This window comes from Nocardioides limicola, from assembly GCF_016827675.1.
GTDB lineage: Bacteria > Actinomycetota > Actinomycetes > Propionibacteriales > Nocardioidaceae > Nocardioides > Nocardioides limicola.
In genome coordinates this window covers 129,861-147,863 of the sequence record NZ_JAERJA010000008.1, presented here as the reverse complement: position 1 = coordinate 147,863, position 18,003 = coordinate 129,861, and the positions used below count along the sequence as shown (strand labels likewise).

The following is an 18,003-nucleotide window of genomic DNA, read 5'->3' as shown; positions in this document are numbered from 1 at the left end:
GTCAGGCCTCCTCGGGCTTCAGACTCAGCCGGACGCAGGCGTCCAGCCCCTGACCGACCACCGATGCCCGGCTCAACCGCCAGCGCATCGCGTCGTCGATGGTGGTGATCCCCAGGTCGCCGACGGCCGCGCTGCCGGCCCCGAGCAGTGCCGGCGCCACGTAGGCGACCACCTCGTCGACCAGCCCGGCGCTCAGGAAGGCCGCAGCAAGCGAGGGACCACCCTCCAGGAAGACGTGGGTCCGCCCCAGCTCGTGCAGGCGGGTCAGTGCCACGGCCGGCTCGCGGGTGAGCAGCCGGACGGTCTCGGCACGGTCGTTGAAGACCCGCGCGCCGGCGGGCAGGTCCCGCTCCCCCATCACCGCCCGCAACGGCTGCAGCGCCACCGGCTGGTCGAACTCATCGCGCACGGTCAGTTCCGGATCGTCGGCGGCCACGGTGCCGGTGCCGACCAGCACCACGTCGCACTCGCCGCGCAGTCGGTGGGCGTCCACGCGTGCCGGCGTCGAGGTGATCCACTTGCTGGTGCCGTCCGCTGCCGCGGACCGGCCGTCGAGCGTGGCCGCGAACTTCCAGGTCACGTACGGACGTCCGTGGGTCATCGCGAAGGTCCAGGGCCGGTTCAGCTGCACGGCCGGCGCCGTCATCACCCCGCCGACGACCTCGATGCCGGCCCGTCGCAGCGTCTCGGCGCCGCCGGCCGCCAACGGGTTGGGGTCAGCCTGACCGAACACCACCCGGCGTACCCCGGCATCGACGAGTGCCTGGGCGCAGGGACCGGTGCGGCCGGTGTGGTTGCAGGGCTCGAGGGTGACCACCGCGGTGGCGCCCTCGGCCGCAGCGCCGGCCTCGGCGAGCGCCGCCGCTTCCGCATGCGGGGTCCCGGCGCCACGGTGGAAACCCTCGGCGATCTCGGACCCGTCGGCATCGAGAAGGACACAGCCGACCCGTGGGTTCGGGCCCAGCGGCACGCCGGGCGTCGCCGCCAGGGCGAGGGCGCGCCGCATCGCGGCCTGTTCGGCTGCGGTCACATCCATCAGATAGCCCCTCACTCGGTCCGACGACGGACTCCGGGGCCAGCACGCCGCCGACGCGCCAGAGGCGCGCTGACGACGTTGCGTGTCTCTTCCCATCCGGACTCTCACCGTCGGTCCAGGAGTTCCACCTGGTCAACCGGGCCTCGGCTGGTCGCCTCGGCACGCGGGTCGCGGACTGTCACCGCCGGTTCGGAATTACACCGACCCCAGAGCACGCGTGTCTCTTGCCGAACATTGTGGCACACCCGCGACGACCCCCGGCTGTGACCCGAATCACGTGCGTGCAGTAACCAATGATCCCCCGAGCCGTTGAGCCGCCGGAGGTGGGACCGTGACATCGATGACCCGACGTGGGGTACTGGCCGGTGCGGTGGCCTCGGCGGCTGCCGTCGGACTGGCAGGAACTGCCGCCGCGCTGCCTCCGGCGACGATCGCCGCCCGGCGCAAGTTCTTCGGCAGCCGCAATGTCGACCCGCGCACCGGTCGGGTACGCGCCGACCGGGTGGTGATCAGCTGGTTCGGGTGCACCAGCTATGCCGTCGCCTTCGCCGGCCGGGTGATGCTCCTGGACGCGTGGGTGCCCCGCGGCGCCCACTCCGGCTACGTGCCGACCACGGTGGCCGAGGTGGCGGCGCTGCGTCCGTTCGCGATCTTCATCGGGCACGGCCACTTCGACCACGCCCGCGATGCCGGAGACCTGGCCCGCCTCAGCGGCGCGACGGTGGTCGGCACCGCCGAGCACTGTGCTCAGGCCGCCCGCCAGGCCGGCGCACCGATCCGGACCAGGGCGGTCGGCGCCGAGTCGGATCCGTATGGGACGCACCGCCGGTTCCGGGCCCGCAAACTGCGGGTCAGCGCCATCCGGCATCCACACTCGGCGATCAAGGCTCCCGACGTCACCGACCCGCATGCGCCACTGGTGCCGCTGCCGGATCTGTCCACCAACCTCGCCCACCCGCCGTCGCTGTGCGACCTCCTCGACACCGTCGGCCATGCCGGGGACGCCGAAGGCGGGGTGCTGCTCTATCAGTTCCGCTTCCGGGGCTTCCGGCTGCTCTGGCACGACTCCGTCGGGCCGCTGATCGAGGATGCGCCGACGCTGCCTGCGCTGATCCGATCGCTGCCGCGCAGCGATGTGCACCTCGGGGCGGTGCAGGGCTTCGGGCAGTTGACGAACGGCATGCGTGACGTGCGTTCCTACGTCCAGGCCGCCAGGGCACCGCTCTTCGTGCCCGGGCATCACGACGACTGGGGTGTCCCGGTGGTGTCCACCCAAGCGGGGGGCTACCGGGCCGCCCTGGAGGCGGAACTGGCCCGGATCCCCGCCGCCGACCGCCCCCGGTTGCGGTGGATGGAGGACCCGGCCCACTACCTGCGGCCGCGACGGCTGACCTTCCGGCTCTGATCCGTCGGCACGCGTGGGCTGCGCGGTCGCACCGCCGTACCCAGCAACGGCAGCACCCGCCTGGGCACCAGGGTCGAGAGCACCACCACGCTCACCGACCGCACCACCGCCGAGGACTGGTCGATCCGCACCAGCGTCGCCTGCAGGTCGGCATGCGAGGGGGTGGCCACCTGACAGATCACGTCGTACTCGCCGGTGGTGACGTGCGCCTCCAGCACGTAGGGGATCGCCACCAGGTCGCGGGCCACGTCATCGAGGGCACCCTGGGCGATGTGCAGGGTGACGAAGGCACGCACCGGGAACCCGGCCGCCTGGACGTCGAGCTCGGGCGCCCAGCCCGCGATCACGCCCGCGTCCTGGAGTCGGCGCAACCGACTCTGCACCGTCGCCCGGGCCACGCCGGCGAGCCGGGAGAGCTCCATGTCGCCGACGCGCGGCTGCTCGCTCAACGCGGTGAGCAGGGTGAGGTCCAGGCCGTCGAGCGGGTGCGCATCCATGCGTCAACTCTATACATTCTGTATATTGAAAGGCGGTGTTCCCTGCACGTTCCGTACAGGATGCTCAGCCTGTAGGCAGCATGTTGACCCCCGCGCCTCGGATGTCCTTCGATGAGGAGGTGACGAAAGGACGCCCGATGAGTCTGCTGACCCCCGAGGAACGCCTCGCCCACCTCGACCTCGATGAACTCAGGCAGTTGGTGGGCCTGGTCGAGTACGACGACACCGCGGATCCGTTCCCGGTCACCGGCTGGGACTCGGTGGTGTGGGCGGTCGGCAACGCCGCCCAGACGGCGCACTTCTTCCGGCACGCCTTCGGGATGGAGTTGGTCGCCTACTCGGGCCCGGAGTCCGGCAACCGTGATCATGCCGCCTACGTGCTGGTCAGTGGCGCGGTGCGGTTCGTGATCAAGGGGGGCGTCCAGCCGGACAGCGACATCGCCGCCCACCATGCCCGACACGGCGACGGTGTCATCGACGTTGCCCTCGAGGTGCCCGACGTGGACCGCTGCCTGGCCCACGCCCGCGCCGCCGGTGCCCGGATCCTCGAGGAGGCCCACGACCTGGTCGACGAGCACGGCACTGTCCGCCTGGCCGCCATCGGCGCCTACGGGGAGACCCGGCACACCCTGGTGGACCGGAGCCGGTACGACGGGCCCTACCTGCCCGGGTACGTGCCGCGTACGGATCAGCGGCCACGTCGCCTCTTCCAGGCGCTCGACCATGTGGTCGGCAACGTGGAACTGGGCCGGATGGACGAGTGGGTGGAGTTCTATCACCGGGTGATGGGCTTCACGAACCTGGCCGAGTTCATCGGCGACGACATCGCCACCGAGTACTCCGCGCTCATGTCCAAGGTGGTGGCCAACGGCAACCACCGGGTGAAGTTCCCGCTCAACGAACCCGCAGTCGGCAAGCGGAAGTCCCAGATCGACGAGTACCTGGAGTTCTATCAGGGCCCCGGCGTGCAGCATCTGGCGCTGGCCACCAACGACATCCTGCGCACCGTCGACGCGTTGCGTGCGGCCGGTATCGAGTTCCTGGCCACCCCGGACAGCTACTACAGCGACCCGGACCTGCGTGCCCGGATCGGTGAGGTCCGAGTGCCCATCGAGGAGTTGCAGTCCCGCGGCATCCTCGTCGACCGCGACGAGGACGGCTACCTCCTGCAGATCTTCACCAAACCGCTCGGCGACCGCCCGACGGTCTTCTTCGAGTTCATCGAACGGCACGGCTCGCTCGGCTTCGGCAAGGGCAACTTCAAGGCACTCTTCGAGGCCATCGAACGCGAACAGGAGCGGCGCGGCAACATCTGAGGAGCGGAGACGACCATGGCTCACTACCACCGGTGCGGAGAGATCCCGCCGAAGCGGCACACCCAGTTCCGCGACGCCGACGGCGGCCTCTACTACGAGGAGCTGATGGGCGAAGAGGGCTTCTCCAGCGACTCCTCGCTGCTCTATCACCGGCACGTGCCCTCGGCCCTGCTCGACGCACGGGTCTGGCAACTGCCCGAGCAGGCGACCAGCCCGAACCTGCCGCTGATCCCCCGGCACCTGCGCCTGCACGACCTGGACGGCGCCGACACGTGGCGGCAGCACGACGCGGTGACCGGCCGGCGACTGCTGCTCGGCAACGCCGACGTACGGATTCTCTATGCCGTGGTGGGTGCCGCCTCGCCGTGCTACCGCAACGCGGTCGGCGACGAATGCGTCTTCGTCGAGTCGGGACGAGCTGTCGTGGAGACGGTCTTCGGCGACCTCCGGGTCGGGCCGGGCGACTACGTGATCCTCCCCCGCGCCACCACCCACCGATGGGTGCCACTCAGCGACCCCGGCGACCCGTCACCGTTGCGGCTGTACGTGATCGAGGGCAACAGTCACATCGCACCGCCGCGTCGCTACCTGTCCCGGTACGGGCAGTTCCTCGAGCATGCGCCGTACTGCGAGCGTGACCTGCGGCTGCCCACTCCCCCGGAGCCGGCAGAGGCGGCTGCCCAGGCGCCCACCGAGGTGTATGTCAAGCACCGCGGCGCCGGTGCGGCCCTGGTCGGCTCGGTCCACGTCACGCCACACCATCCCTTCGACGTGGTCGGCTGGGACGGGTGCCTCTACCCGTACGTCTTCAACGTGGCGGACTTCGAGCCGATCACCGGCCGGGTGCACCAGCCGCCGCCGGTGCACCAGGTCTTCGAGGGACACAACTTCGTGATCTGCAACTTCGTGCCGCGCAAGGTCGACTACCACCCCGACGCGGTGCCGGTGCCGTACTTCCATTCCAACGTCGACTCCGACGAGGTGATGTTCTATGTCCGGGGCGACTACGAGGCACGCAAGGGGTCGGGGATCGGGCCCGGCTCGATCACCCTGCACCCGGGTGGGCACTCCCACGGGCCGCAACCGGGCGCGATCGAGGCCAGTCTGGGCGTCGACCGGTTCGACGAACTCGCGGTGATGGTGGACACCTTCCGCCCGCTCGAACTGGGCGAGGCGGGTCGTGCCAGCGATGACGGGGTCTATCTGCATTCCTGGAACGGTGACGACTGATGAGCCACGCGAACGGCCTCTTCGACGGGCTGTGCGACGACGCAGCCGTATTCCCGCCCGGCAACCTGGCCTTGGCCGAGGCAGTGACGGCCCACCACGAGCACCAACGTTCACGCTATGCGGCGCTGGTCGGCTCCCTGGTGGTCGCCGGCCACCATCTCGAGGAACTGTCGCAGCTCGTCGGGACAGGGACGCAGCCATCCCTGGTCGTCTCGGTGGTGGTGCCGCTGAGCGGGATCGCCGCCACCTTCGAACTGACCGACACACACCCCGCAATCACCCTGGCCGGCATCGAAGTGGCCCTGCCGCCCGAGACCGATCCGGCCACAGTGGTGCCGCTGCTGGACGAGGTGGTCCGCCGCCGCCGCCTCACCTGTCACATCGAGGTCCCCCGGGACCCCCGGCGGGACCGGCTGATCGAGGCCTTGAGCGGCGCCGACTGCCGAGCCAAACTGCGCACCGGCGGCGTCCACGCCGACCTGTACCCGGACGAGAAGGAACTCGCCGAAGCCCTGGTGGCACTGGTCCGCGCCGGGGTGCCGTTCAAGGCCACGGCCGGGCTGCACCATGCGGTACGCCGGACCGACCCGGACACCGACTTCGAGCAGCACGGGTTCCTGAACCTGATGGTGGCCACCGCTGCGGCCCGGGTCGGCGCCGGCACCGACGACCTGGTCGAGGTGCTCGCCGACCGCGACCCCGCGGGGATTGCGGCGGCCGCCGGGTCACTGACCGCCACGGTCCGCGACTCCTTCGGCTCGTTCGGCACCTGCAGCATCACCGATCCTGTCGAGGAACTCGTCGCCCTCGGCCTGCTCGACCTGGGGCTGGCCGACATCGACGCGGTCGGAGCATCACGGTGACCCGGCTCCGGCCCCCGGCCAGCACGACGTACGGACTCGACAACCTCCCCTACGGCGTCTACTCGGTCCCCGGCCAGACACCACGCGTCGCCACCCGGGTCGGCGGCCAGGTGATCGACCTGACCCTGCTGCTGGGCGAGGACGTGTTCGCCCGACCGAGCCTCAACGCGTTCATGGCCCAGGGCCACCAGCGCTGGGCGCAGGTGCGGGCCCGTCTCCGGGAGGCGGTGTCCGGCGATGTCCCCGACCCGGCCGTGCACGACCTCGCCGACGTCACCCTGCACCTGCCGTTCGAGGTCACCGACTACGTCGACTTCTACGCCTCCGAGCATCATGCAGCCAATCTGGGCCGATTGTTCCGGCCCGACAGCGCGGAGCCGCTGCTCCCCAACTGGAAGCACATGCCGGTCGGCTATCACGGCCGGACGGCCTCCATCGTGGTCTCGGGCACCGACATCGTCCGACCTCACGGCCAGCGGCTGCCCGCCGACGCACCTGCGGGCAGCCGGCCCGCGCCGGAGTTCGGCCCCACCAGGCGCCTCGACGTCGAGGCCGAACTCGGCTTCGTGGTCGGCGTCGGCAATCCGCTGGGCGAGCCGATCGGGGTGACCGAGGCGGAGCGGCACATCTTCGGGGTGGTGCTCTTCAACGACTGGTCGGCGCGCGACATCCAGGCCTGGGAGTACGTCCCTCTCGGCCCGCACCTCGGCAAGTCGTTCGCCTCCACCGTCTCGGCCTGGGTGGTCCCGATGGAGGCACTGCAGGCAGCGCGGGTGCCGACCCCCACCCAAGAACCGGGCGTGCTCCCGTACCTGGCCCTGGCGGAACCGTGGGGGCTGGACATCGCCGTGGAGATCGAGTGGAACGGCCAGGTGGTCAGCCGCCCGCCGTACGCGGCGATGTACTGGTCGCCGGCCCAGATGCTGGCGCATCTCACCGCCAACGGCGCCCCCACCCGGACCGGGGACCTCTTCGCGTCAGGCACCATCTCCGGGCCGGAGCGGGAGCAGCGAGGGGCCTTCGTCGAACTCACCTGGGGCGGCACCGAGCCGGTCGAGGTGGCCGGTGAGCCGCGTACATTCGTCGAGGACGGCGACGAGGTAGTGCTGCGAGCCACCGCCCCCGGCTCCGACGGCGGCAGGATCGGGTTCGGCGAGGCCCGGGGCCGGATCCTGCCGGCGCGGTGACCTACTGCCAGGAGAGCCTGATCACGCTGGTGGCGTCGAAGGGGTTGCTTCCCTGAGCGGCCCGCAGTTCACCCCATCCGGGACCATGGGAGCGGGTGTAGACGGCCGACCCACCCCCCAGCCAACGCTGCCAGGCCCGCTCGAAGATTCGCACCTGCTCAGCCCGACCGCCCAGCACCGCGGGCACCGGATGCCAGATCACGCCGGTGGGACGGACCTTGCGCAGTGACCCCGCGCCGGCTCCGTCGCTGCCGCCCACGTAACGGGGCACCAGGTAGCGGGGGTGCCCGATCGGTGCGGTCATCTCGGCGAAGGCCTCGGCGAAGATGCTGCTCTGCTGCCCGCCTGCGTCTCCGCCGTCGAGGCGGACCCGGAGCCGGCCATCGGTGCCGATCGACCAGTCGACCGCCGCCGCGCCACCGGGCACCAGACCGGCCTCGTCGAGGGCGTCGGCCAGGGCGTAGGCGGCCAGCAGCGGATCGGGTTCGGTCTCCAGACCGGCCAGCACTCGGGCGTTGTGTCGACGCTGGGACAGCGGACCGAGCATCATCGCCGCGACCACACCCAGGACCAGTACGCCGGCGACCGCGGCCGTGCCGCTGACCACCGCGAGCAGGGCCAGTACGCCCGCCAGCCCGAGGCCGGCATCTCGCCGCCACGGCCCGGGCAGCGGCCGGTCCAGATGACGCAGCCCGTCGGCGGTGAGCAGCAATGCGGGCGGCGCCGGCGCCTCCTCCCCGCCCGGCGGCAGGGCCGGCAAGCGGGGGGTGGACACCCAGACCGTGGGCCGGAACTCGTCGTCGTACGGCTCGCCGACGCACCAGGCGTCGGCGATCAGGTCGCGCTTCTCCGCCTTGACCAGCATCTGCGCGTTGTAGGCGCCGTAGCGGTGCGCCGGAGGTGGCTGGAAGGGCGAGAAGTCGGGATGGATGTGCGCCACTCCGTCGACCACGTCGCCGTTCACGTCGACCCCGAAGTAGCCGCGGTGCTTGTCCACGGTGCGCAGCCAGTCGTGGTCGCCGTTGGGGTGCTCCTCGCTGACGCAACAGACGGTCCAGTTGATCGCGACCTTCTCCGGATGCGTGGGGTCGACCCGCAACGTGCGGCCGCGGGTCTGCACCACCGTTCCGGGGGTGCGGGCGGTGCTCAGGTCGATCAGACCGCTGGCGGCGGGTGCGTTCCACCCCTCGCCGAGCAGCGCGCGGGTGCCGATCAGCACCCGGCAGGCGCCGCTGCTGAAGAATTCGGTCACCGCCGGAACCCACTGCCGGGTGCGCCAGGGGCCGGACAGTTCGGCGATGCCGTCGGTGTCGGCGGGTCCGATCTCGAGGTCCTCACCCAGGGCGCCGAGCCCTTTCTGGAGGCGGCTGAGGGTGTCCGGGGCCGCTGCGACGGTGCGGCCGGTCACCATCACCGGGGCCAGCCCCGCGGTGGCCGGGTCCGCGACGAGGCTGGCCAGCGCCAGCCGGGCCGACCCGGCACGGGCCGGCATCACGCCCCGCAGATCCACCGGGACGGTGGCGGCCGCTGCCTCATGGTCACAGATCACCAGCATCGCCAGCCGGTCACCGAGGTTGCGATGCTCGGTGCTGACGATCTCGACCAGCGCCTGGGACTTGGCCGCGCTCCGGGCCAGCACCCGGTCGACGGTCGATCTGCCCCGGCGGATCCCGTTCCTGGTCAGTTGGTAGCCGACCGCGGGCAACGCCCGGCGCAGCGCCTCGATGACCTCAGCGTCGCGAGGGTCGTCGGAGTCCTTCAGACAGTCGCGGAACCATTGGTTCAGCAGTACCGCCCAGTCGTCCGCGGTGGGCCGTTGACGGTGCTCCTCACCCACGGGTACGTCGTCGCCCAGGGTGACCAGACCGGCGTACTCGAGGCGTCGGACAGCGTCCCACTGCGGGAACCGGTTCGCCTTGACCAGGCGGAAGTCGGGGCCGTTCACGAAGGTCGCGTCGAGCCACTGCAGGAACGGCAGCGAGCCGAAGTCCGGGGCGATCAGCGCAGTGGTCAGTTCGGCGAAGCGCACCGAGCGGTCGTGCAGCCACTCGGCCTCCTCGCTGGTGGGCGTGGTCAGCCAGACGAGGTCGGCGAACGGGGCCAGGTGGCCTTCGCGCACCACGGCGGGAATCGAGGTCGCGTAGGCGATCTCGCCGAACAGTTCGTCGACCAGCGCGGCCTGGTCTGTGCTCAGGGTGGTCGCCGGCGTGGCGGTGAGGCCGATGACGACTGCTTCGGGGAGTTGCTCGAGGAGTTCGGCCAGCAGCCGCCCCCAGACCTCGAGCAGGTGGTGGCACTCGTCCAGGACGAGGGTGATCGGTCCCGCGTTGCGCAACTGCTCGACGAACTGTTGCCCGTTGGGGTGGAGGCGGCCGAGCTCGGTCTCCGGCTCGGGTTCGTCGGGCTCCCTGGCGTCGGTGAAGACGGCCAGCGACTGGTAGGTCACCGAGGTGACGGTGGCAGTGAGGTCCCGCGTCGTACCCACCGAGACGGGGTTGGTGCCGTTGTCGTCGCGGAACTCCTGCCAGCCGCTCACCCATTGGCCCTGGATGGCCGCGTTGGGGCTGAGCACGACGGCCGGACGTTGCCAGCGCCGGATCGACTCCAGCCCGACGAGCGTCTTGCCGGCGCCCGGGGGCAGCACCACCCAGGCGCGGCGCCGACCGGACTGCCAGGCGGATTCCAGCGCCTCCATCGCTTCGCGTTGGTGGCGTCGAAGGGGGTGTGGGAACCGGAGGCCCCAGTCCGGGGTCATGCCCGGGCGGCCTCCGCGGCTGCCCGGAGCTCGGCGACCATCGCGTCGGGGTCGTCGGCGCGGTAGACCGCGGAGCCGGCCACGAAGACATCGGCGCCGGCCTCGGCGCATCGTTCGATGGTCTCCAGGGACACCCCTCCGTCGACCTGGAGCCAGGTTTCGACGCCGTACTTGTCCATCAGTGCCCGAGCCCGACGGATCTTGGGCAGGCACAGGTCCAGGAACTTCTGGCCACCGAACCCTGGCTCGACCGTCATCACCAGGACCATGTCCAGTTCCGGCAGTAGGTCCTCATAGGGCTCGATCGGGGTGGCCGGCTTCAGGGCCATCGACGCCCGGGCCCCCTGGGCGCGGATCTCGCGGGCCAGCCGGACCGGGGCAGCGGCCGCCTCGATGTGGAAGGTGACCGACCCGCATCCGGCCTCGGCGTACTGGGGCGCCCACCGGTCCGGGTCCTCGATCATCAGATGCGCGTCAAGAGGCAGACCCGTGTGCTGCCGCAACGACTCGACGACCGGGAGCCCCAGGGTCAGGTTGGGAACGAAGTGGTTGTCCATCACGTCCACGTGCACCCAGTCGGCGCCCGGGATGCGCCGGACCTCGGCGCCGAGGTTGGCGAGGTCGGCGTTGAGGATGGAGGGAGTGATCTGGATGTGGCCCACGAGCCCTGATCCTAAGCCGTCAGGGCAGCGGTGTGCCTTGGTGGTGCACCAGACGCCAGCCGCCCGGGTCACGTCGCCACATCGAGGTACGTCGTGCCCGTCGCCCGGCTCGCTGGGACGTCCACTGGACCAGCACCAGATCCGCGGCGAGTGCCCGTGCGGTCATCTCGGCAATCTCGATCTCGTCTGCGGGCTTCTCGGCTCTCACATGGGCGATGATCGACTCCGGGTCCCACGTGCGACCGGATGCGCCGATCTCGATGAAGTCGTCAGCGAGCAGCGCTCTCAGCCCCGCGGGGTCTTGCCTGCATGCAGGGGTCTGCAGGTGCCGCTCCAGGCGCATCACCTCCTTGATGTCGCCGTCGGCCACCGGGCTGCTGACCGACGCCAGCGCGTCGTCCCCGATGCGGATCGCCTCAGCCCGTAGCGGGGCGGCGGAGGACTCGGTGATCACGCCATCGTCCAGCAGCCAGTCGAGGGCACGGATGGTCTGACGGGACCGTCGGTAGTTGTTCCACTGCTCCCCGATCGAGGACGGATGGTCGTGGACGACCGAACGGAACCGCTTGAACGCGCCGCGGCCCTGCAGGGCATCGGCCATTCGATCCGCGAGGCGGGGATCCGCCACCGCCTCGGCAAAGGCCTCCATGTCCCGGTAGGCGCTCCGACTGCCCTCACCGCCCACGACGATCCAGCCCATCTCATCCCCGTCGATCGGTTCACCTTGGGGTCCGTATACCTCGCCGTCGAGGGCCTGGATCACCTCGCCGGTCGCCGGATCGAAGTAGCCGGCATTCCACTCCGGCTGGTCGAGCAGCTCGCCGAGCTCGGTCAGGTCGATCTGGCGGGGGTCGAGCATGGTCACTCCTTGCCGTTCGCCTCGTCCCGGTCGGCCCACTCGCCGAGGACGCTGATGTCGTGGGCGACGTCGTCGATGCTGGCGTGCAGGTCGCCGATCTCCGCGAACCGGGTGGGCATCGTCCGCACGGTGAAGTCGCCGGGTTCGCAGGTGCCGATCTCCTCCCAGGTGACCGGAGCGGAGACGGTGGCCTCGGGAACACCGCGCACCGAGTAGGCGGCGGCGATGGTGTGGTCGCGGGTGTTCTGGTTGTAGTCCACGAAGAGTTGCGCCGGGTCACGGTCCTTGCGCCACCACGCCGTGGTGACGTCGTCCGGCGCCCGCCGTTCCACCTCACACGCGAACGCGTACGCCGCCCGCCGCAGGTCGGCGAACGGCATCGGCGGGATCCGCACGTAGACGTGCAGTCCGCTCCCGCCACTGGTCTTGGGGTAGCCCCGGATGCCCAGCTCGTCCAACAGGTCTCGGGTCACCGCGGCCACCCGTCGTACCGTCTGCCAGTCACAGTCGGGGCCGGGATCCAGGTCGATCCGCCACTCGTCCGGGGCTTCGGTGTCCGCGCGGCGGCTGTTCCACGGGTGGAACTCGACCGTGGACATCTGCACGGCCCAGATCACGCTGGCCAGTTCGGTGACGCAGAGTTCGTCTGCGGTCCGCTTCCACCTCGGGAAGAAGAGTTCCACGGTCTCCACCCACTCGGGGGCACCGCCGGGCAGCCGCTTCTGGTGCACCTTCTCCCCGGCCAGGCCCTTGGGGAAGCGATGCAGCATGCACGGGCGCTCCCACAACGCGTTGACGATCCCCTCGCCGACGCTCAGGTAGTACTCGACCAGGTCGAGTTTGGTGATCCCCAGGTCGGGGAAGTAGACCCGGTCAGGGTTGGTCACCTTGACCACGCGAGTGCTCGCGTCCGGAGACGGAACCTCGACCTCGGTGAAGGGGGATGCCACGTCGACGACGCTACCGGGTCAGGGAGTCCTCCGGCGACCGCCCGGGCGTGCCGGTGGCCCCGCAACCGGTGGGGGTGCGGGGTCAGGGGCTGGGTGTATCTCGTGGTGGGTCGGGCGTCGCGTGTTTCGGTGGTCGAGTGCCGCCCCCCGTTCGGTGGTCGAGTGCAGTCCCTGTTCGGTGGTCGAGTGCCGCCTGCGTTCGGTGGTCGAGCGTCGTCCCTGTTCGGTGGTCGAGTGCCGCCGAGCTTGCGAGGCGGTGTATCGAGGCCACGCCCGAGGTCGCACGGGGTCTCGATACGCTCGCTGACGCTCGCTACTCGACCGCCGAACCACCACCCTGTTCGGTGGCCGAGTGCCGCCTGCGTTCGGTGGTCGAGTGCCGCCGAGCTTGCGAGGCGGTGTATCGAGACCACCCCCCGGTCGCCCGGGGTCTCGATACGCTCGCTGACGCTCGCTACTCGACCGCCGAACCACACCACCGTGCTCGGTGGTCGAGTGCCGCGCCTGTTCGGTGGTCGAGTGCCGCCGAGGAACGAGGCGGTGTATCGAGGCCACCCCCGGGTGGCACGGGGCAGGCCGGTGGCCCCGCAGCCGGTGGGGGTGCGGGGTCAGGGGCGGGGTGTATCTCGTGGTGGGTCGACGGGACTGCTGCCGTCGGGTCCACGGTGATACGAGCGGCCTTGGGGGCTGGTCCACAGGTACTCACCAGGGATCAGCATCGTGTAGGTCCACCCCAGGTGGGTCTTCGCCCTGTGGTGGGTACGACACAACGGCGCCAGGTTCGTGGAGTCGGTCCGGCCACCGCCACCGTCGTCGCGCCAGGGTTCGACATGGTCCAGATCGCTGGTCCTGGCCGGCCGGTGGCAGTAGGGGAACACACACGTCGGGTTGTTCCCGACCACCTGCTCCCGCAGCCTGCCTGCGGGCTGATACCCCGTCGACATCAACGTCTCGTGAAGATCCAGGACGGGCTGCACGGTGACCTGGGCGCCCTCACACCACTCGGTGAGCTGCTCAAACGTCACCAACCGGTCCCGCTGCCCCAGGATCGTCTCCACCCGGGCGATCCCGTCCCCGAACCCCTGAACCGCGTCCTCGGACAGATGCACATGCAACACCACCCGCCGGGTGGGTGGCCTCGATACATCGGCTCGTCCCTCGCCGACACTCGACCACCGACCCACCGCTCCGTCACCCGGCGGTGTCTCGAGACCCCGACCCTCCGCTCCATTGCCCGGCGGTGTCTCGAGACCCCCACCCTCCGCTCCATTGCCCGGCGGTGTCTCGAGACCACCCCCGTCGTTGTTCGTTGGTCGAGTGCCGCCGAACGTGTGAGGCGGTGTAGCGAGACCCCCGCCACTGTCCCCGTCACCGTCGTCGAGGTGGAGGTGGAGTTGGGTGCGGGCCAACTCGCCGAGGGCTTTGGCGCGGCGTACGTTGAGTGATTCGGTGGATCCCAGTTCGCGGTACTGCGCGGCCAGGGTGTTCAACGCTTCCTGGAGGTCGATCGCATCAGCTGCGTCGATGACCCCGTGCACGCGGGCGTGGCAGACCTGCCCATCGATCAGATCATCAAGATCGATATCGACCCGACGACCCTCGAGGCCGTCGAGGCGGCGCTGTTCGGCCTCCTCGGGGTCGAACCGGGTCAGTGCCTCGTTCAGGATCCGGTCCAACGCGGTGGGCCCGATCCGTCCCGCGGCGGGGGCGACCTGACCGTCGACCCACGCCGCGCCGGCCTGGGGGAGCTTCATGGTCTGGGACGCGATCCGGCGTGCCGCCCAGCCGGGGACCTCACCGGCACGGACCCGGGTCCAGGTCTTCCGGAGCCGATGCGCCAGTTCCAAACACTCACCCAGATACCGCTTCGCCGACTCGGTGCTACGGCCCAGGGCGGCGGCGTACTCGATGACCGCGGATTCTGACACCTGAGGGGCACCCGCACCCGCCAACGCGCAGGACCGGTCCCCGAACCAATGCCCGGCGGCCTCGGTGTCAGTGGTCGGGGTGTTGATCCCGCAGTACTTCACCGCCGCCACCATCGCGGCCGCCTCGACCAGAAGGGCCTCGGCCTGCTGGGTGCGCAGGAAGTCGAGCACCTCACCCGAGGTGTCGAGATCTTCGAGCTGCTCCGCCTTCATGAGAACAAGCCAACCAGCAGGCTCCGACATTTCCGGATGACGCCTCACACCCTGATCGGCGGTCGAGTAGCGAGCGCCAGCGAGCGTATCGAGACCCCGGACGACTAGGGGGTGGCCTCGATACACCGCCTCGCAAGCTCGGCGGCACTCGACCACCGAACGCAGGCGGCACTCGACCACCGAGGGCAGGCGTGGTTCGGCGGTCGGGGGTGGTCTCGATACACCGCCTCGTTCCTCGGCGGCACTCGACCACCGAACCGGGCGGCACTCGACCAGCGAGGGGGTCAGGGGGTGCGGCGGATCACCGAGAAGAACATCGCGTCGCTGCCATCCACGTGCGGCCAGAGTTGCTCGGCGCGCTCCTCCCGCACGTCATCCCGTGACGACAGCACGGCATCGACGACACCTCGGGTCTCCGCGAGGACCGGGGAACAGGTGGCATAGACCACGACTCCCCCGGGACGCACCGAGTCCACGCCGGCACTCAACAGCGCCCGCTGCAGGGGCACCAGTGTGTCCAGATCCTCGGGACGCTTGCGCCAGCGCGCCTCGGGGCGGCGCCGCAGAGCCCCCAGCCCCGAGCACGGGGCGTCGATCAACACCCGGTCGAAGCTCGCCGGCTCCCAGTCCGGGCGGGTGCCGTCGCCGGTGACCACGTCCAGCATGCCGGCGCGGACCGCCCGCACGTGCCGGGCCACCAGTTCCGTACGGTGCGGCAGCGCCTCGTTCGCCAGCACCCGCGCCCCGCGGCCGGCCGCCACGGCGGCCATCAGCGCCGTCTTGCCTCCCGGGCCGGCACACAGGTCGAGCCAACGCTCGTCGGGGCCGGACAACGACGCCTCGGTGAGCGCCAGCGCGACCCGCTGGGAGCCTTCGTCCTGCACACCGGCACGGCCCTCGGCCACCGCAGGGATCGCGCCGGGATCCCCGCCAGCGAGTTCGACGGCGTAGGGCGAACGGCCGGTCGCCACTCCCCCGGCCTCGATGAGTTCGGCAACGGTGCAGACGCCGGGCCGGGCCACGAGTGTCACCTTCGGGTTCTCGTTGTCGGCAGCCAGCAGTGCCCCCAGTTCCTCGGCGCGGTCACCGGCCGTCAGGGCCGCGGCCAGCGCCTCGACCACCCAACGCGGATGCGAGTGCGCCACCACCGCGTGGCCGATCGGGTCAGTGTCGGCCGCCGGAGCGACGCTGGCGATCCAGCCGTCCAGATCATCGGAGGACACCTTGCGCAGCACCGCGTTGGCGAAGCCGGCGGCACCCTTGTTGCGGCTGCGGACCAAGTCCACGGTGGTCGAGATCGCGGCATGATGCGGCACCCGCATCGACAGCAACTGGTGGACCCCCAGCAGCAGGGCATCCCGTACCCGTGGTTGGATCCGGTCGGCACAGCTGTCCAGGATCGCGTCGTAGGTTCCTCGTCGCCGAATGGCTCCGGCCGCCAGTTCGGTCACGAAGGCAGCGTCGCGTCCCGTCAGCCCATGCTTGGCCAGGACCTGAGGCAGCACCAGGTTGGTGTACGCATCGTCGGCCCTGACCGCGGTCAGCACCTCGTACGCCGCCAGTCGGGCCTGGTCGAGCATCGTCACCCCGCGAACGTGGTGCCGGGCTCGAGCCGGACGCCGCGGGCCCAGTCGGCGGCGTCCATCTGCTTCTTGCCGAACGGCTTCACCTGGCCCAGTCGCACCGGGTCGGTCCCGGTGCCGACGAAGATCGCGCTCTTGGTCACCTCGAGCTCACCCGGAGCCAGACGGTCCCGACCGGACACGACGGTCACTGGCCCGACCTTGAAACGCTCGCCGTCAAGCAGCGTCCAGGCACCCGGCGCCGGGGTGCAGGCTCGGATCCGGCGGTCCACGGCGGCCGCCGGTTCGGTCCAGTCCACCTCAGCGTCGGCCACCTCGATCTTGGGTGCGTAGGAGACGCCCTCGGCCTGTTGCGGCCGCGCCTCCAGGCTGCCGTCGGCGATCCCGTCGAGGGTGGCGACCAGCAGCCCTGCGCCACCCTCGGCCAGCCGGGCCAGCAGGTCACCTGAGGTGGCGTCGGGTCGGATCCGTTCGGTCATCACCCCGAACACGGGACCGGCGTCGAGCTCCTTGACGATCCGGAAGGTGGTGGCGCCGGTGACCTCGTCACCGGCCCACACCGAGTGCTGGACCGGGGCAGCGCCACGCCACGCCGGCAGGCAGGAGAAGTGCAGGTTGACCCAGCCGTGCGGGGGGATGTCCAGCGCCGACTGGGGCAGCAGGGCACCGTAGGCCACCACCGGACAGCAGTCCGGGGCCAGCGCTCGCAGGGCGGCCTGGAAGTCGGGATCGCGCGGATGATCCGGCTTCAGCACCGGGACGCCGAGCTCGACGGCACGCACCGCGACCGGGCTGGCCACCAGTCTCCGTCCCCGGCCGGCGGGTGCATCGGGTCGGGTGACGACCCCGACCAGTTCGTGGCCGGACTCGGCGATCGCCTCCAGGGCTGGGACGGCGACCTCGGGGGTGCCGGCGAACACGACGCGCATCAGATTCCGAATCCTCTCGTCGCGTGCGGGGAGATCTTGACGGTGGGCTGCTCCAGCCCGAACCACGCGGACTCGCGGATCTCCCGCATCGCCGCCTTCCGGGCCTCGGTGTCGAGTCGGTCGATGAAGAGTACGCCGTCGAGGTGGTCGGTCTCGTGCTGGATCGCCCGAGCCAGCAGCTCGGATCCGCGCACGGTGACCGGCTCACCGTGTACGTCGAACCCGTGGGCCACCACGGACAGGGCGCGTTGGCACTCGTAGCTGAGCTCGGGCAGCGACAAGCACCCCTCCAGGTCGATCTGCTGCTCCGCGGAGAGTTCCAGGCTGGGGTTGATCAGGTGTCCGATCTCGCCGTCCACGTGCCAGGTGAAGGCACGCAGCCCCACACCGATCTGGGGTGCAGCGAGCCCGGCTCCGCCCGCGCTCAGCATGGTGTCGGTGAGGTCCTGGATGAGGCGGCGCACCTCACGGTCGAAGTCGGTCACCTCGTCGGCGCGTTGCCGGAGCACCGGGTCGCCGAAGAGACGGATGGGTTGGACGGCCACGGAACTCCTCGGACACGATCAGCGGGTCGAACACGATCAGCGGGG

Annotated in this window: 15 protein-coding genes and 1 riboswitch; of the genes, 5 read left to right on the top strand and 10 right to left on the bottom strand. The window is 70.6% G+C overall.

Annotated features, from left to right (window positions below; all coding sequences use genetic code 11):
- Nucleotide 1 precedes the first annotated feature (1 nt).
- Nucleotides 2–1,036, bottom strand: a complete 1,035-nt coding sequence (gene ribD / locus JKG67_RS14105) for a bifunctional diaminohydroxyphosphoribosylaminopyrimidine deaminase/5-amino-6-(5-phosphoribosylamino)uracil reductase RibD (RefSeq protein WP_238998456.1) — start codon at nucleotides 1,034–1,036, stop codon at nucleotides 2–4.
- 78 nt (nucleotides 1,037–1,114) lie between these two features.
- Nucleotides 1,115–1,255, bottom strand: a riboswitch (FMN riboswitch).
- A 121-nt stretch (nucleotides 1,256–1,376) separates the two neighbouring features.
- Here ribD and JKG67_RS14100 point away from each other — a divergent pair.
- Nucleotides 1,377–2,441 (top strand): MBL fold metallo-hydrolase, encoded by a 1,065-nt coding sequence (locus JKG67_RS14100; RefSeq protein ID WP_203337956.1) that lies wholly within the window; start codon nucleotides 1,377–1,379, stop codon nucleotides 2,439–2,441.
- On the opposite strand, the gene JKG67_RS14095 is transcribed toward JKG67_RS14100, so the two are convergent.
- Nucleotides 2,405–2,938 carry an Lrp/AsnC family transcriptional regulator gene (locus JKG67_RS14095; protein ID WP_203337955.1) on the bottom strand — a complete coding sequence of 178 codons (534 nt, stop codon included), beginning with the start codon at nucleotides 2,936–2,938 and terminating at the stop codon, nucleotides 2,405–2,407. The two genes, JKG67_RS14100 and JKG67_RS14095, sit on opposite strands and share 37 nt — an antisense overlap.
- A 137-nt stretch (nucleotides 2,939–3,075) precedes the next feature.
- Here JKG67_RS14095 and hppD point away from each other — a divergent pair, with 137 nt between their 5' ends.
- From hppD to fahA, 4 genes are read left to right on the top strand one after another with little or no spacing between them, the layout of a single operon-like run.
- On the top strand, nucleotides 3,076–4,254 hold the full coding sequence (gene hppD, locus JKG67_RS14090; RefSeq protein ID WP_203337954.1) for a 4-hydroxyphenylpyruvate dioxygenase: 1,179 nt from the start codon (nucleotides 3,076–3,078) through the stop codon (nucleotides 4,252–4,254).
- 15 nt (nucleotides 4,255–4,269) lie between these two features.
- Nucleotides 4,270–5,484 (top strand): homogentisate 1,2-dioxygenase, encoded by a 1,215-nt coding sequence (locus tag JKG67_RS14085; protein ID WP_203337953.1) that lies wholly within the window; start codon nucleotides 4,270–4,272, stop codon nucleotides 5,482–5,484.
- On the top strand, nucleotides 5,484–6,347 hold the full coding sequence (locus JKG67_RS18600; protein ID WP_238998455.1) for a hypothetical protein: 864 nt from the start codon (nucleotides 5,484–5,486) through the stop codon (nucleotides 6,345–6,347). The genes JKG67_RS14085 and JKG67_RS18600 overlap by 1 nt, the downstream gene beginning before the upstream one ends.
- Complete coding sequence (gene fahA, locus JKG67_RS18595; RefSeq protein WP_307816574.1) at nucleotides 6,344–7,534, top strand: fumarylacetoacetase; 1,191 nt, start codon at nucleotides 6,344–6,346, stop codon at nucleotides 7,532–7,534. The genes JKG67_RS18600 and fahA overlap by 4 nt, the downstream gene beginning before the upstream one ends.
- Before the next feature lies 1 nt (nucleotide 7,535).
- On the opposite strand, the gene JKG67_RS14075 is transcribed toward fahA, so the two are convergent.
- The 8 genes from JKG67_RS14075 to def all read right to left on the bottom strand — a co-directional run bounded on the left by JKG67_RS14075 (nucleotide 7,536) and on the right by def (nucleotide 17,958).
- Entirely contained in the window at nucleotides 7,536–10,289 is a 2,754-nt protein-coding gene (locus JKG67_RS14075) for a DEAD/DEAH box helicase family protein (RefSeq protein ID WP_203337952.1), read from the bottom strand.
- Nucleotides 10,286–10,942 (bottom strand): ribulose-phosphate 3-epimerase, encoded by a 657-nt coding sequence (gene rpe / locus JKG67_RS14070; protein WP_372442104.1) that lies wholly within the window; start codon nucleotides 10,940–10,942, stop codon nucleotides 10,286–10,288. Before rpe ends, JKG67_RS14075 begins: the two co-directional genes overlap by 4 nt.
- Before the next feature lie 28 nt (nucleotides 10,943–10,970).
- Nucleotides 10,971–11,810, bottom strand: a complete 840-nt coding sequence (locus tag JKG67_RS14065; protein WP_203337950.1) for a UPF0158 family protein — start codon at nucleotides 11,808–11,810, stop codon at nucleotides 10,971–10,973.
- Between the two features lie 2 nt (nucleotides 11,811–11,812).
- On the bottom strand, nucleotides 11,813–12,760 hold the full coding sequence (gene ligD / locus JKG67_RS14060) for a non-homologous end-joining DNA ligase (protein ID WP_203337949.1): 948 nt from the start codon (nucleotides 12,758–12,760) through the stop codon (nucleotides 11,813–11,815).
- 608 nt (nucleotides 12,761–13,368) lie between these two features.
- Nucleotides 13,369–14,901 carry an HNH endonuclease signature motif containing protein gene (locus tag JKG67_RS18915; RefSeq protein ID WP_203337948.1) on the bottom strand — a complete coding sequence of 511 codons (1,533 nt, stop codon included), beginning with the start codon at nucleotides 14,899–14,901 and terminating at the stop codon, nucleotides 13,369–13,371.
- Between the two features lie 284 nt (nucleotides 14,902–15,185).
- A complete protein-coding gene (locus tag JKG67_RS14050; protein WP_203337995.1) occupies nucleotides 15,186–16,481 on the bottom strand; it encodes an RsmB/NOP family class I SAM-dependent RNA methyltransferase in 1,296 nt (431 codons plus the stop codon).
- A gap of 2 nt (nucleotides 16,482–16,483) precedes the next feature.
- Nucleotides 16,484–17,413: a methionyl-tRNA formyltransferase gene (fmt, locus tag JKG67_RS14045; RefSeq protein ID WP_203337947.1), complete on the bottom strand. Its 930-nt coding sequence runs from the start codon at nucleotides 17,411–17,413 to the stop codon at nucleotides 16,484–16,486.
- On the bottom strand, nucleotides 17,413–17,958 hold the full coding sequence (def, locus tag JKG67_RS14040) for a peptide deformylase (protein ID WP_203337946.1): 546 nt from the start codon (nucleotides 17,956–17,958) through the stop codon (nucleotides 17,413–17,415). The genes fmt and def overlap by 1 nt, the downstream gene beginning before the upstream one ends.
- Between the last annotated feature and the right edge of the window lie 45 nt (nucleotides 17,959–18,003).